Origin of the sequence: Actinomadura graeca (genome assembly GCF_019175365.1) — a bacterium.
Lineage (GTDB): Bacteria > Actinomycetota > Actinomycetes > Streptosporangiales > Streptosporangiaceae > Spirillospora > Spirillospora graeca.
Genome location: NZ_CP059572.1, coordinates 3,344,831 through 3,358,998, shown reverse-complemented (window position 1 = coordinate 3,358,998; position 14,168 = coordinate 3,344,831). Strand labels below are relative to the sequence as shown.

Sequence of the window (14,168 nt, the reverse complement as noted above, 5' to 3'; positions counted from 1 at the left end):
CCCGAGGTCAACAGGGTGGTTCACGACTGGCGTACCTGCCTTTCCAGGTCGTCGAGGACGCCGCTGAGGGCGATCAGCCCGGCGTCGTCCGCGGGTTCAGGACCGTACAGGGCGGCGCCGACGTACGCCTCCTCGTAGGTCGTGCGGAGGGCGACGGCGGCGACGATCTCCTGCGCGGCGGCCGGGTCCTGCGCGCTGCCGCGCGGCAGGCCGAGGAGGGGGACGATCCGCTCGCGCGCCCCGGAGCGCAGCGCGTCGGAGGCCCGGTCGCGGGCGCGGCGCGCGCGGTAGAGCCGGGCGCGTCCCTCCACCGTCTCGGCGGAGCGGACGGCGACCGGCAGCGCCTCGGACACGACCGGGCCGAGCCGCCGCGCCCGCCACGCCGCCACCAGCAGCACCGCGACCACCAGTTCGAGGAAGAACAGCCAGACCCCGAACGGCACCAGGTCGGAGAGGGAGTCCTCTCCGGCGTCGGAGCCGGCCGCGGGCTTGCCGGGGATCAGCCAGACGACGCCGGAGCGCGCCCCGGCGAGGTTCATCGCCAGCGCCGCGTTGCCGTCCTCGGCGAGATGCGCGTTGGTGAGGAAGCGGGACGATCCGAGCACCGTGACGGTGCGGCCGCCCGACGGGATCTGGACGAGCCGGGCCGGCGCGCCCGCGTCGCCTCCGCCGCCCGTCCGGTAGCAGCCGACCCCGCCCGCCGGGGCCTCGTAGGTCTGCGAGTCGCCGAACGTGACGCGCCCGGCGAGCGTCGCGGCCCCCAGCGTGCAGCCGGGCTCGGCGCTCTCCTCGAAGTTCGGCCCGTCCGGGCGCACGCCCGGGGCGAGGGCCCGCATGACGTCGCGTCCGGGGGCGACGAGCAGCAGGTCGCCCTGCGTGGCGCGGAGGCGGTCGAGGTCGGCCGTGGTGAGCCGCTCGCCGCGGGTCACCACCAGGACGGTGCCCGGCACGGACGCGGCGGCGGCCCGGTCCGGCTGCCGGGACACGGTCACCGGTGTCCCGTGCCGCCTGAGGATCTCGGCGAGCGCGCGGGCGCCGTCGCGTTTCGGCGACGCCGGGTCGAGTTCGTCGGGGGTGCCCGAGGGGCGCAGCGCGGCCAGCACCACCGCGATCAGGACCATCGCGAGGAGCACGGCGACGATGCCGCGCGCCGACCGCCAGCGTCGTCCCGCGACCTGACGCGCGGACGTCTCCGCCGGGCCCGCGCCCGTCCCGGCGCCCCGGGGCGGGGACTGCGTCACCATCGCGGGCCCCCGTCCTCGTCCGCTGCGCCGGTCGCCGTGCCTGTCTCCGCGCCGTCGGGCGCGTCGGCTCCGGGTGCGCCCGCGGGGACGAGGGAGTCGGGCTCCAGCGGCTTGGGCCGCGCCTCCCGCAGCCGCTCGTCCAGGTCCTTGAGACGCGCGTACCCGTCCGGGGTGCCGGGCCGGTCGCCGTACCAGACGTCGTCGAACGTCCGCACGCCCGCGCGCAGCTCGTCCGCGAGCTGCGGCACCGCCTCGCCCGCCTCCGCCGCCAGCTCGTCGGCGGTGCGGCCGGGGCGCGGCGCGAGCACCGCCCGCTCCTCCAGGTCGCGGGCGATGGCGCGCAGCCGCTCCCGGATCGCCTCGGCCCACCGCCCCGCCGCCGCGTGCTCCTCCGCCGCGGACCGGTGGTCGAGCGCGGTGGACGGCTCGTCCTCCAGCAGCGCGTCCTCCCGGGAGCGCAGGTTGCGGCGCCCCCACATCAGCCACACGACGAGCGCGACCGCCACCACCACGATCAGGACGATCACCGCGACCGACATCCAGCCGCTGCCGTCGCCCTGCGCGTTCGGCGAGGCCGCGCGGTTGAACAGCTCGTTCAGCCACCCGGTGAACCGCTCCCAGGCCCGCTCCAGCCAGGACGGCCTGTCCCGCTGGTAGATCTGCTTCTCCAGCTCGCGGCGGGCCAGCTCACGGGCCTCGTCGCGTCCGACCGGATCGAACATCACGGATTCGCCCCCGTCCCCGGCCGCGCGGCCGTCCGGCCGTACCGCCACAGGTCGATGAAGCCCTCGCCCTCCCCGTCGCCCGCCATCGCCGCGGCGGAGCGTCCCCGGGTGCGCAGGTCCAGGTCGAAGCCCTCGCGGCGCATCCGCCGGTCCATGTACAGGAGGATGATCACCCCGGCGTCGAACGGCAGGACGATCGACCAGCTCACGATCCGCCCGAGCGTGTCGACGGCGAGCGCCGCCACGGCCGCGCCGCCCTCCGGCTCGGTGCCGAAGAACAGCAGCTGGACGATCAGGAACGGGATCCGCAGGGCGAAGAACCCCATGAACACCGTCACGACCAGCGCGAGCAGGAGCGTGCCGCACGTGCGCAGCCAGCGGCCCTTGGACAGCGTCCTGGCCCGGCCCAGCGCGCCGGTCACGGTCTGCCGCTCCAGCACCACCGCCGGGACGGCCTGGACGAGCAGGACGTACAGCCACACCATCAGCCCGACCCCGACGGGAAGGCCCGCCATCCCCGCGAGCACGCCCAGCGCCGGATGCGCGTCCACCGCCAGCAGCAGGAAGAACGGCACGGCCGGGAGGACCAGCGCGAGCAGCGGCACCACCATGACCACCCCGGCGGTGGCCGCCAGGCGCCCCAGCCGCGGCCGGACGTCCCGCCATGCGCGGCCCGGCGCGATCGGCAGCCCCAGCAGCTCGCGCCCCAGGATCGGCGCCGTCATCCCCGCCATCAGCAGGATCCCGTACGCCGACAGGATCAGCCCGGCCAGCCCGAGCGTGACCTGCGCGCCGATGGAGTCCAGCAGCACGCCGGGGGTGACCTCGCCCCGCGCGTCCCTCCCGACGAAGTAGTACGCCGTGACCGAGCCCGCCACCTGGACGACCGTGCTGATGGCCACCGACAGGCCGAGCGTCGTGCGCGGGCGGCGGCGGATCCCGGCGATGGCGCCGTCCAGCATCTCCGAGATGGACATGGGGCGGAACGGGACGGCGCCGTCCACGTCGTCGTCCCAGCCGTCCGGTCCCGGCATCTTGGCTCCCTGCGATCTCTGGCGGGGGTCTCCCGGCTCGCCCGCTCCGGCGCGCGTGCCCGGGCGGCGGCCCCGGCCTCGCCGCGGCCACCGGTCTGGTCATCCTGTCACGGGCCGGCCGGCGCGGACGCCGCCACCGGTCCCGCGGGCCGTGAACCGCGGTGATCCGCGGCGCGACGGTCCCCGGCGGCAGACGAATGCTGCCGAACCCGGTCAACCCGGCGCCCGTTTCGGGAGTCCCCCTCTACAATGCGGCGCTTACACGAGGGCCGCGTAAGGCGACGGCGTGTTCCAGACGGGGCACGGACGAGGCACGCACGAGGCACGGACGCCGCGACGGCGCGGCACCGGCCGGGTACGCGCAGGGTGCGGACACCGGCCGGGCGGGTCGCGCCGGACGCCGGGAGGAGCCATGGACGACGCAAACGCGGGTAACCTTGCACGCCAAGGCATATCTCTCCCTGGCGAGGTGGGGCCGGAGCGTCTCACCCCACTCCACCGAACCCCGACTTTGTGACGATGAGGGCCATGAGAGGACGTGTACTGGTCGTCGACGACGATCTCGCGCTCGCCGAGATGCTCGGCATCGTGCTGAGGGGTGAGGGCTTCGAGCCCTCGTTCGTCCATGACGGCGACAAGGCGCTGGAGGCGTTCCGGGAGACCCGGCCGGATCTCGTGCTGCTCGACCTGATGCTGCCGGGAGCCGACGGCATCGACGTGTGCCGCCAGATCCGCGCCGAGTCGGGCGTCCCGATCGTGATGCTGACGGCCAAGAGCGACACCGTCGACGTCGTCCTCGGCCTCGAGTCGGGCGCCGACGACTACATCGTCAAGCCGTTCAAGCCGAAGGAGCTGGTGGCGCGCGTGCGCGCGCGCCTGCGGCGCACCGACGAACCCGCCCCCGAGACCCTCCAGATCGGCGACATCACGATCGACGTGGCCGGGCACTCGGTCAAGCGGGGCGACAAGCACATCCCCCTGACCCCCCTGGAGTTCGACCTCCTCGTGGCCCTGGCCCGCAAGCCGCGCCAGGTGTTCACCCGCGAGGTCCTGCTGGAACAGGTCTGGGGCTACCGACACGCCGCCGACACGCGCCTGGTGAACGTGCACGTGCAGCGGCTCCGCGCCAAGATCGAGAAGGATCCGGAGCGTCCCGAGATCGTCGTCACCGTCCGCGGTGTCGGCTACAAGGCCGGTCCCGCCTGAGCGCCCGGTCCCTTCGCGACCCCCGAACGGCCCCGCCCATGACCACCCTGCCCCACCCGCCGCCGCCCCGACGCAGGCCGCCCGCCGCCGTCACCGCCGCCGACCGCCGGAGGCGGGCGTGAGCGCGATGATCTCCCGGGCCAAGCGGCTCGGACGGCGCGGGCTGCGCGCCCTCCGCCGCCTCGTGCGCGGGACGGCGCTGCGCGGCTACCAGCGCTGGCGCCGCTCGATCCAGGTCCGGATCGTCACCTCGACGCTGTTCATCTCGGCGATCGTGGTGGCGATCCTCGGCATGTTCCTCATGCAGCAGGTGTCGTCGGCGCTGATGGACGGCAAGGTCAAGGCGGCCCGCCTCCAGCTCGACGAAGGGCTCGCGCAGGTACAGCGCAGCAGCCGCGGCAACATGGCCGCCGAGAACGGCAACTGGCTGAGCGCCACCGTCGACGGGCTGAAGGGGCGCAGCGGACCGTCCGGGCTGTACGAGGTCTACATCCGCGACACGACCGAGCGGTACTCCGGCGGATACGCCACCAACGAGCTGCGCGAGGAGAGCGTCCCGCGGCGCCTCCGCGAGGAGCTGAAGCACGCGCCGCCCGGCGCGCGCGCCTACACCTACGGCAAGCTCTCCTACGTCGGCGGCCGGCCGTCCGAACGCGGCCTCATCGTCGGCGGCAGGACCGGCCAGTTCGAGCTGTACTACCTCTTCCCGCTGGACGAGGAGCAGCACACCCTCACCAACGTCGGGCGTTCCATGGCGGGCGTCGGGATCGTCCTGGTGCTGCTCCTGGCGGCCATCGCGTCGCTGGTCACCCGCCAGGTCGTCATACCGGTCCGGCTGGCCGCCCAGGGGGCCCAGCGCCTCGCGGCCGGACGCCTCGAAGAGCGCATGAGGGTCCGCGGCGAGGACGACCTGGCGCGCCTCGCCCGCTCCTTCAACGAGATGGCCGTCAACCTCCAGGACAAGATCGGCGAGCTGGAGGACCTGTCGCAGGTGCAGCGCCAGTTCGTCTCCGACGTCTCCCACGAGCTCCGCACGCCCCTGACCACCATCAGGATCGCGGCCGACATGCTCTACGAGAACCGCGACACCTTCGACGACCCGGCCGTCGGACGGTCCGCCGAGCTCCTGCAGAGCCAGCTGGAGCGCTTCGAGTCGCTCCTGGCCGACCTGCTGGAGATCAGCCGGCACGACGCGGGCGCCGCGACCCTGGACGCCGAGTCCCTGGACATGCGCGACCTCGTCCTGCGCGCCGTGGGCGACATCCAGGGCCTCGCCGAGCGCAAGGGCAGCAAGGTCGTCCTGCAACTGCCGGGTGAGCCCTGCATGGCGGAGGTCGACCGGCGCAGGGTGGAGCGCATCCTGCGGAACCTGCTCGTCAACGCCGTCGAGCATGGCGAGGGCGAGGACATCATCGTCTCCGTCGGCGCCGACAGGGACGCCGTGGCCGTCGCCGTGCGCGACCATGGCGTCGGGCTCAAACCGGGGGAGGGGCAGATGGTCTTCGACCGGTTCTGGCGTGCCGACCCGGCGCGCGCGCGGACCACCGGCGGCACCGGGCTGGGCCTGTCCATCTCCCGTGAGGACGCGCAGCTGCACGGCGGCTGGCTCCAGGCATGGGGCGAGCCCGGCGCCGGATCCCAGTTCCGCCTGTCGCTGCCCCGCGTCGCGGGGACCGAGCTCCGGGGCTCCCCGCTCCCGCTCGTCCCGCCCGGGGCGGGCGACGCGCGGCCCCTCTTCGCGGAGCTGGAGGCGGGCGATTGACCGCGCGTGCAGGCAGGTTCCGCCCCCTCGCGGCCGCCGCCGCGCTCACCCTGGGGGTCTCCGGATGCGCGAGCGTCCCCAGCGGCGGCCAGGTCGTGACGGGCAGGCCCGTCGAGCGCTCCGAGCGTGTGGACGACCCGTACGTCCGCCTCATCCCCGTCCGCCCGGGTGCGGGATGGGGGCCCGAGCAGATCGTGTCGGGCTTCCTGGCCGCCTCGGCGGGCTTCGACGACGACCACCGGGTCGCCAAGGAGTACCTCAACGTCCAGAACTCCTGGAAACCCGGCCTCCGCCCCTACGTGACCGTCATGCAGAGCCGCATCACCGAGCCCCACGTGGTCAGGGCGTCCGCCGGGGAGGCGACCGTCAAGGTGACCGGCGACCAGCTCGGGACGATCAGCACCGACGGCCAGTACACCGCCGCCCCCAAGGACATCGAGGCGACCTTCCAGCTGGCCAAAGCCCCGCAGGGCCAGTGGCGGATCACCAGCCTGCCCGGCGAGGAGAAGTCCGGGCTGCTGCTCACCAAGGACGACGTCGAGCGCACCATGCGCCCCGTCAACCTCTACTTCTTCGCCCCCGACCAGCACTCCCTCGTCCCCAACGGCATCTTCCTGCCGGTCGTCAACCGCGAGACGCTCCCCGCCCGGCTCGTCCAGGCCCTGCTGACCGGCCCGACGTCCTGGCTGAACGGCGCCGTGGAGAGCGCCTTCCCCACCGGGACCAAGCTCCGCGGCCTCAGCGTCGAGAAGGACGTCGCGACCGTCGACCTCACCAGCGAGGCCGCCGGAGCCGGAGTGGACCGTATGTCGGCGCAGCTCGCCTGGACGCTCCGCCAGCTCTCCGGCATCCAGTTCTTCCGGCTGCGGATCGACGGCGAGACCGTCACCCCCGACGGCGGCAACGCCGTCCAGCCCGTGAGCGGCTGGACTGGCAACTCCCCGGACGGCCCGGAGCGCATCGGCCAGCCCCACCAGAACGCCTACGTCGCGGGCGCGTCCGGCTTCCTCGCCGCCCTGGACGGCGACCACGCCCAGCCGGTCGTGACCGGCCCGGCCGGGCACCTCTCCCACCCCGCCGTCGCCCCCGACTACCGGGAGCTCGCCGGGCTCAGCGCCAAGGGCGACCGCGTCCTCACCGCCGCCCCCGTCACCGGCTCACCCCCCGCCCGCACCCTCCTGACCGCCCACCGCGGCGCCCGCTTCACCGCCCCGTCCTGGAGCGTCGACGGCACCCTCTGGACCGTCGAGAGCAGGGCCGACCAGTCCTGGCTCTGGGTGCGCCCACGCGGGAGGCCACCCGCCCTCGCAGCACACTGGGGCCTCGGCGGACGCGAGGTCCTGGCCTTCCGCGTCGCCCGCGACGGCGTCCGCGCGGCGGTCATCGTGCGCCTCGACGGCCGCCCCCAGGTCCAGATCGGCCGTATCGCCCACGCGGGCGACGGCTCCCTCGACGTGGGCTCGTTCCTGCCCGTCAGCTCCGAGCTCCAGGACGCGATCGACCTGGCCTGGCGCGACTACGGGAACCTCGCGGTCCTGGGTCGCGCCAAGCGCGACTCCCTGTACCTGCCGTACATCATGCCGGTCAGCGGCAGCGCCATCACGTCCCTGGGCGTGGGCGCGCTCGGCGAACCCCGCACCATCGCCGCGGCCCCCGGCGAGCCTGTCCTCATCGGCACCCGCTCCAACGGCAAGGACCAGATCTGCCGCCAGCGCGCGGCCGACAAGTCGTTCAGCGAGTGGATCTGCCCGACCGCCGCCAGAGACCCCGGCTACCCGAACTGACCGCCCGGACGGCCGGACCCGAAGTTATCCACAATTCGCGCCGAGGGTCGCGCCGGTACCGGCGGGGCGCGATCGTCGAAGGCATGAACCTCTTCGGTGACCTGATCGAACTGCTCCTCCCCGACCACTGCGCAGGCTGCGGCAAGGCCCCCGGCCTGCTGTGCCCCCGCTGCGCAGCTCCCCTCAGAGCCCCCGCCCGCCCCGCGTCCGACCCCACGCACCCCGACCCCGCCTGTCCTGAGTCCGACCGTCTCAGGCCCGTTGCGGGCGGGGTTCCGGGCACCTGGACGATCGCGGCCTACGAGGACCCCGTCCGCGCGATCCTGGCCGCCTACAAGGAGCGTGGGCGCATGCCTCTCGCGGGCCCGCTGGGCGAGGCCCTGGCACGGGCGATCCGGGCCGTCCTGGCTCCCGGATCACCCGCGACCCGCAGCCCCCCGTCCACGGAAGAGGTCGTGATCGTAGGGGTGCCATCGGAACGGCCCGCCGTTCGGCGCCGGGGCCACGACGCGCTGCGCGGGCTGGCCGACGTGGCGGTGCGGCGGCTGCGCGCGGACGGCGTCAACGCGGTCCGGGTGAACGCGCTGCGTCACGCGCGGCGTGTGAGCGACCAGGCGGGCCTCTCCGCACCCGAGCGGGCGGCGAACCTGGCGGGCGCGTTGGAGACCATCCCCCGAGCGGGCCTGGAAGGCCGCCGTGTGGTGCCGGTGGACGACGTGATCACCACGGGCGCGACGCTGGCCGAGGCCGCAAGAGCGCTCCAGGCCGCCGGAGCCACGGTAATAGGCGCAGCCACCGTGGCGGCGACCCCGAAGGCCAGACCCCGACCACCCCCCTAACAAGACAGAACCAGGGATCAAATCCCACACCACAACACAAAGGCACCAAGCCGCCCCGGCACCGCTATGCCACGGCGCTACGGCTCGGCGCCACGGCTCGGCGCCACGGCTCGGCGCCACGGCTCGGCGCCTTGCGGTGTTGGTGTGGCGCGGCGTCGTGGTGTTGGTGTCGCGGGGTCGGGACGGGGCTCGGGGGTTGCTGGGGCGGCGGAGCGGTGGGGAGTGGTCGGGCGATGGAGTGGTGACATTCTTCGTGGGCGGGTTGTGAGGCGGAAATCAGTGACGGAACGTCATCGGCGACTGTCCGGCTTGCCCGCTCATGGGGGGTTGTGCGGGGTATTGGATGTCACGCGGTGTCATGGAGGGAGTAGATAGTTCCAAACTCACCGAGCGGTCAGGTTGATCTGACCTGCAGGCAAGTGTGGCGCGTGCACCCAGCGGACAGGGCCATCCACGAGATGTGACGGGCTCCAGAAAGGAGGACGGGGTGTCGCCGGGGCGTCCGTCGATGACGGTCAGTGAGTTTTTCCTCAGCCGACCCCCCTGACATTCGTGGCGTAAGGGGTTAGCGTTCCTGACATGGCACCCGCCCGGGTCCGTGGTTGCGTCGGATCGCAGTGCTCGTCAGGAGCATGGAAGGCGGTCCGGCTAGCCGATGCCAGGCGCAGGCGAAACGGCCCACGTAAGGCGACTTCTCGTCGACCGATCACGGTGCGCCTTAGAGGTAAGTCCTGCCTCATCGAGGGATCCGACATCCTTCGAACCGGGAGAAGGGCAGTAGTGGCGAGAGCGCCGCGAGCCCCTCAGCAGGCGGATGTGGGGACGAAGACCAGGTCGGCCGGGCGGGTGCGACCCATCGTCCTGTGGAACCCGTGCGGGGTGTTCAAACGCCCCGGATCGGGTGAGAAACGCAATCGGGAGAAGGGGGGTCCAGCGTGGAGATCATCGTGAGGGGCCGGCACACCGACATCAACGACAGGTTCCGCCGGCACGTCGACACCAAACTGGCCAAGATCGAGCGGCTGAACCAGAAGGTCATCCGCGTGGACGTGGAGGTGTCCGAAGAACGCAACCCACGGCTCGCAGACCAGCGCGAACGAGTGGAGCTCACGATCCGCTCCCGCGGCCCGGTGATCCGGGCCGAGGCCGCGGCCGACGACCGCTACGGCGCCCTCGACCTGGCGCTGGACAAGCTCGAAATGCGGCTCCGCCGCGACGGCGAGCGACGCAAGGCCCACGGCGGGAAGGCCCGCGCCAAGGTCACCACCGTGGAACCGGTCCCCGAGACACCGCCCCGACGAGCACCCGAGAAGGCGCGCAAGCAGGCGCCCGAGTACGAGCCCCCTGGACGCCAGGCCCCCGGCGACGAGGGCATCGTCCCGATCCCCATGGAGGGCGACGGCCCCATCGTCGTCCGCGAGAAGTTCCACCAGGCCGAGCCGATGGGCATCGAGCAGGCCCTCTTCGAGATGGAGCTCGTCGGCCACGACTTCTTCCTTTACCGCGACAAGGCCACCGGCCACCCCTCGGTCGTGTACCGCAGGAGAGGCTGGGACTACGGCGTCATCCGGCTCGTCGAAGAGTGATGCGGCACTTGCGTCACGTCACCGCCCTGAGCATGTAATGATCTGAACGGCGTCACCGGCCGATCCGCGGACGGGGTGGTCCGGGGTGATCGGGCACGGGTCGGGCCTACCGCCCGGCCGGTCCCGCCCCTCGTCCCGCCTCGCTTCCGCGGCGGCCGGGAGACGCCTCGGAACGCGCTCCGCCCCGGAGGATCCGGGGTCCGGGCGATCCGCCTCCGGGAACCTTCCCGGGGCCGGTAGCAGTTCACCGTGGGAGGCTCCGCCCAAGTCGCTCGGAGCCGACCCGGTACCGCACGTCCCGCCGGGACGACCCGCGACCCCGCGACTCCTCTGGAGGCAGCTTCGGCACCCGCGACACCGGGACGACCGGAACACCCCGCCCGACGGCGGAGACGGACCCACGGCCGGACCTAGGACGCACCCCGCGGAGGGAACGCCATCGGCGGACCGAGGCGACTCGGATCCGCGAGAACGAGGGCGGTCCCCGCGCTCCGATCGCGGCGCGCGAGCCGCACCACCCCGAAACACGACCTCCGGAAGCACAAGAAAGCGGACGAGCCGGCGCCAGAAGGTGCCGAGACCGAAAACGTCCTGTAGAACAGAACACTGACAGCGAAGGGGGGAAGCGGCGTCTCCTCCACGCCGCGACTCAGGTGAGCGAGAATCCCGAGGCTCGCGGCGCCGCGGCCGTACCCCGGCAGGCCGGCGCCGGTGCGACCCCCGCCGGCCGGGAGGCGGCGGAGCCGGCCCGCGCGGCCGACCCCATCCGCGTGCTCATCGTCGACGACCACGCGCTGTTCCGCCGGGGACTGGAGATGGTCCTCCAAGGCGAGGACGACATCGAGGTCATCGGCGAGGGCGGCGACGGCCACGAGGCGGTCGAGATGGCGGGCGACCTCCTCCCGGACGTCGTGCTGATGGACATCCGGATGCCCCGCCGAAGCGGCATCGAGGCATGCACCGCGATCAAGGAGGCGGCGCCCAGCGCGAAGATCGTCATGCTGACGATCAGCGACGAGGAGGAGGACCTCTTCGAGGCGATCAAGGCGGGCGCCAGCGGCTACCTGCTCAAGGAGATCTCGATCGACGAGGTCCCCCAGGCGGTCCGCGCCGTGCACGGCGGCCAGTCGCTGATCAGCCCGTCGATGGCGTCCAAGCTCATCACCGAGTTCGCCGCGCTCGCCAAGCGCAGCGAGGAGCGGACGCAGCAGGTCCCGGCGCCGCGCCTCACCGAACGCGAGATGGAGGTCCTGCGGCTCGTCGCCCGCGGCCTCGGCAACCGGGAGATCGCCCGGGAACTGTTCATCTCCGAGAACACGGTGAAGAACCACGTCCGCAACATCCTGGAGAAGCTCCAGCTCCACTCGCGGATGGAGGCCGTCGTCTACGCGGTCCGGGAAAAACTTCTGGAGATCACTTAGAAGATCTTCATCCGCCGGGGGCCGTCGCGCGAATCAACAGCGAGGCCGTCCCCCGCCCGCCTCCGGCCCGCCGGCCACGAGCTCGTCCCGCGAGGATCGGCGGACCGCAGGAACGGGGGCGGGACGGCGGGGGTTGTTTGTCGGTGGCGCGTGCCAAGGATCCGGTGTGCGGGAACGATCGCACCGGGCGAGAGTCGTTCGACCAGTGGATCCCCGCCGTCGAGGGCGGTCTCCCGGAAAGGCGGGAGCCCGATGAACGTCCACCCGCGACGGCGGGACCGTCCACGCCGCAGCCATGGCCGGAGGACCAGCCCGGGAACCCCGCGGGGCCGCAGCCGCCCCGCACCCCTCCCCGGTCTCAGCGCGGGCGCCGCACGGCCGCCCAGAACGGTGGAACGGCCGCGGAACGGCCGTCCTCCGGGCCGCGGTCGAAGCCCGGGCACGCCGTCGGCCACTGCGGAGGGGTGTCCCAGCGACCCGACCTCACCCAGGGCGAGGAATTCCCCGCCGGTCCGCCGATGGGCGAGGAGCCACCCCAGCACGCCCTGGAGGCGCGATGCGGGGCGGCCGCCTCTGAACTGGACGAGCGCGTGGCGGACGGGACGCTCAGGCGGGCCTTACGGCGGGCGGAACGCCGGGAGGCCGGATCGGGCCCTGCCGGACGCGCCGGACGCGGGCGCAGGCGGCCGGAGGAGTCCGCGGACGTCGAGGCGGCCTGGGCACAACGGCTGGCCGCCGGTGACAAGACCGTCCTGGACGAGCTGTACGAGGCTTACTCCGCGCTCGTCTACGGATTGGCGCTCCGCGTCACACGCTCCCGGGAGGCCGCCGAAGATGTCACACAGGAGGTCTTCGGGTTCGTCTGGGAGCGTCCCCTGGTGTTCGACCCGGCCAAGGGCACGATGCGTTCGTTCCTCGGGTTGCTGGCCCACCGGAGAGCCGTGGAGGTGGTGCGTCGTGAGGAGCGGCGCAAACGGCTGCTGCCACGGGCGCACGATCCGGCGGTCCCCGATCTCGTCGAGGACGTGGTGGCGGGCGCGGACGTCTCCGGGCATGTCCGGCAGGCCGTCGCCGGGCTGCCCGGCGTGCTGCGGGAGGTGATCGTGCTGGCCTATTTCAAGGAGCGCACGTACCGTCAGGTAGCGGCCGAGCTCGGGCTGGCCGAAGGGACCGCGAAGTCGCGCATCAGGACGGCCCTGCGCCGCATCGCCGACACGCTCGCCGAGGAGGGGATCACGCCATGAGCCCGGTGCACGAGCACGTCGCCTCGCTGCTCGGCGCATGGGCGCTGGGAGCCTGCTCGGAGGACGAGACCCGGCTGATCATGGACCATGTCCGGCACTGCCCCGCCTGCGAGGAGGAATCGCTCCTCCTCGGCGGCACCGCGGAGTTGCTCGGCGGCGCAGCCCCCGGCCCGTCCCTGCGTGAACGGACTCTCGCCGGCGCGCGCGCCCGCCGCCCGGCGGCCCCCTCCGTCCCGGACTACGCGGCGCCTTATGCCGCCCAGGTGTCCCTGCTGGATGCGCTGCTGACGGAACTCCAGACCCAGGATTGGTCGACCACGGTCATCGACGACTGGAGCGTCCAGGACGTCGTCGCCCACTTGTCCGCCACCGACGGCCTGGTGGCGGAACAGCTGGAAGTCGGCGCCCGCATCGCCGAGAACGCCGCCGCCGAGATCATGGCGGAGCTCCTTCAGGCGAGAATGGCACGTGCCGATGGTGCGCACCGCGCAAACGACGGCGTGGACGCGGGCGGGGCATCCGATACCGAACCGGCCGACTCTGACGACGAACGCTCCGGGCACGGCGTGCCCGCGGACGAGGGCGCGCCAGAGGAAACGGGCACGGAGACTCCGGATGTGGCGGCGGCCATGGGCACCGAGCAGGACGTGCTCGCCCGCACTGCTCGCCTCGTCGCGCGAGAGCGCGCGCGGGAGCCGCATGAGACACGAACGGCCTGGCGTGCGCAGGCGGAGGCGTTGTGCGCGCGCTTGGACGAGGACATGGCCACCGACCTCGTCCGCATCAGATTCCCGATGAAGCTCGCCAGCGCGCTCGTGCAGCGCGCTTTCGAAACGTGGATCCACGCCCGTGACATCGCCGCGGCGACCGGACGCTCGCTGCCGTCGCCGCTGCCCGGCCACCTGCACGCCATGGCGAGCCTGGGCGTCCGCGGGCTCCCGGCGGCGCTGATCCTGCACGAGGGACGCCCGGCCGACGGTGAGAGCGTCCACATCGACCTGCAGGGCCCCGGAGGCGGCGAGTGGGACCTGCCCCTCGGCTCCGCCGCCCCGGACAAGCCGACGGTGACGCTGGCGCTGGACGCCATGGACTTCTGCCTCCTCGCCGGTGACCGCCTCCCGCCGGGCCGCGTACGGGCCGAACTCGGCGGTGACGTCCCGCTAGGACGACGCCTACTCGCAGCCGCCCCAGCCTTCGCAGGCCCATAACCCCGACGGGGATCGGTGCACGGCGCGGAACGGGCGTAGCAAGGGCCCGCAGTCCCTGGATCTTTGCGGAGAACGGGGACTACGGGCCCTCCCCCAACCGAGAGTCACCCCACGG

Annotated in this window: 11 protein-coding genes; 8 read left to right on the top strand and 3 right to left on the bottom strand. The window is 73.1% G+C overall.

Going from position 1 to position 14,168, the window contains the following annotated elements:
* Window positions 1-20: 20 nt before the first annotated feature.
* Genes AGRA3207_RS14755 through AGRA3207_RS14745 form a run of 3 tightly spaced genes read right to left on the bottom strand, consistent with a single transcriptional unit; the run spans window position 21 to window position 3,003 of the window.
* Window positions 21-1,244, bottom strand: a complete 1,224-nt coding sequence (locus tag AGRA3207_RS14755) for a DUF4350 domain-containing protein (protein ID WP_231335198.1) — start codon at window positions 1,242-1,244, stop codon at window positions 21-23.
* Window positions 1,238-1,966 carry a DUF4129 domain-containing protein gene (locus AGRA3207_RS14750; RefSeq protein ID WP_231335197.1) on the bottom strand — a complete coding sequence of 243 codons (729 nt, stop codon included), beginning with the start codon at window positions 1,964-1,966 and terminating at the stop codon, window positions 1,238-1,240. The genes AGRA3207_RS14755 and AGRA3207_RS14750 overlap by 7 nt, the downstream gene beginning before the upstream one ends.
* On the bottom strand, window positions 1,966-3,003 hold the full coding sequence (locus AGRA3207_RS14745) for a hypothetical protein (RefSeq protein WP_231335196.1): 1,038 nt from the start codon (window positions 3,001-3,003) through the stop codon (window positions 1,966-1,968). The genes AGRA3207_RS14750 and AGRA3207_RS14745 overlap by 1 nt, the downstream gene beginning before the upstream one ends.
* Before the next feature lie 528 nt (window positions 3,004-3,531).
* Between AGRA3207_RS14745 and mtrA the strand changes: the two genes are divergently transcribed.
* The 8 genes from mtrA (at window position 3,532) to AGRA3207_RS14705 (ending at window position 14,053) form a co-directional block, all read left to right on the top strand.
* Complete coding sequence (mtrA, locus tag AGRA3207_RS14740) at window positions 3,532-4,209, top strand: MtrAB system response regulator MtrA (protein WP_067453668.1); 678 nt, start codon at window positions 3,532-3,534, stop codon at window positions 4,207-4,209.
* Between the two features lie 127 nt (window positions 4,210-4,336).
* Entirely contained in the window at window positions 4,337-5,971 is a 1,635-nt protein-coding gene (mtrB, locus tag AGRA3207_RS14735; protein WP_231336293.1) for an MtrAB system histidine kinase MtrB, read from the top strand.
* Window positions 5,968-7,755 (top strand): LpqB family beta-propeller domain-containing protein, encoded by a 1,788-nt coding sequence (locus tag AGRA3207_RS14730; RefSeq protein WP_231335195.1) that lies wholly within the window; start codon window positions 5,968-5,970, stop codon window positions 7,753-7,755. Before mtrB ends, AGRA3207_RS14730 begins: the two co-directional genes overlap by 4 nt.
* Before the next feature lie 83 nt (window positions 7,756-7,838).
* Complete coding sequence (locus AGRA3207_RS14725) at window positions 7,839-8,594, top strand: ComF family protein (protein WP_231335194.1); 756 nt, start codon at window positions 7,839-7,841, stop codon at window positions 8,592-8,594.
* Window positions 8,595-9,529: 935 nt separating this feature from the next.
* Window positions 9,530-10,180: a ribosome hibernation-promoting factor, HPF/YfiA family gene (gene hpf / locus AGRA3207_RS14720; protein ID WP_231335193.1), complete on the top strand. Its 651-nt coding sequence runs from the start codon at window positions 9,530-9,532 to the stop codon at window positions 10,178-10,180.
* A gap of 653 nt (window positions 10,181-10,833) precedes the next feature.
* Window positions 10,834-11,601: a response regulator gene (locus AGRA3207_RS14715; protein ID WP_273700045.1), complete on the top strand. Its 768-nt coding sequence runs from the start codon at window positions 10,834-10,836 to the stop codon at window positions 11,599-11,601.
* Window positions 11,602-12,065: 464 nt separating this feature from the next.
* Window positions 12,066-12,845: an RNA polymerase sigma factor gene (locus tag AGRA3207_RS14710; RefSeq protein ID WP_231335192.1), complete on the top strand. Its 780-nt coding sequence runs from the start codon at window positions 12,066-12,068 to the stop codon at window positions 12,843-12,845.
* Window positions 12,842-14,053, top strand: coding sequence for a maleylpyruvate isomerase N-terminal domain-containing protein (locus AGRA3207_RS14705; protein ID WP_231335191.1), 1,212 nt, complete (start codon window positions 12,842-12,844; stop codon window positions 14,051-14,053). Before AGRA3207_RS14710 ends, AGRA3207_RS14705 begins: the two co-directional genes overlap by 4 nt.
* Window positions 14,054-14,168 lie beyond the last annotated feature (115 nt).

Coding starts and splice junctions, on each gene's coding strand:
- AGRA3207_RS14755 (WP_231335198.1), bottom strand. CDS start 1,244: ATGGTGACGCAGTCCCCGCCCCGGGGCGCCGGGACGGGCGCGGGCCCG.
- AGRA3207_RS14750 (WP_231335197.1), bottom strand. CDS start 1,966: ATGTTCGATCCGGTCGGACGCGACGAGGCCCGTGAGCTGGCCCGCCGC.
- AGRA3207_RS14745 (WP_231335196.1), bottom strand. CDS start 3,003: ATGCCGGGACCGGACGGCTGGGACGACGACGTGGACGGCGCCGTCCCG.
- mtrA (WP_067453668.1), top strand. CDS start 3,532: ATGAGAGGACGTGTACTGGTCGTCGACGACGATCTCGCGCTCGCCGAG.
- mtrB (WP_231336293.1), top strand. CDS start 4,337: ATGATCTCCCGGGCCAAGCGGCTCGGACGGCGCGGGCTGCGCGCCCTC.
- AGRA3207_RS14725 (WP_231335194.1), top strand. CDS start 7,839: ATGAACCTCTTCGGTGACCTGATCGAACTGCTCCTCCCCGACCACTGC.
- AGRA3207_RS14705 (WP_231335191.1), top strand. CDS start 12,842: ATGAGCCCGGTGCACGAGCACGTCGCCTCGCTGCTCGGCGCATGGGCG.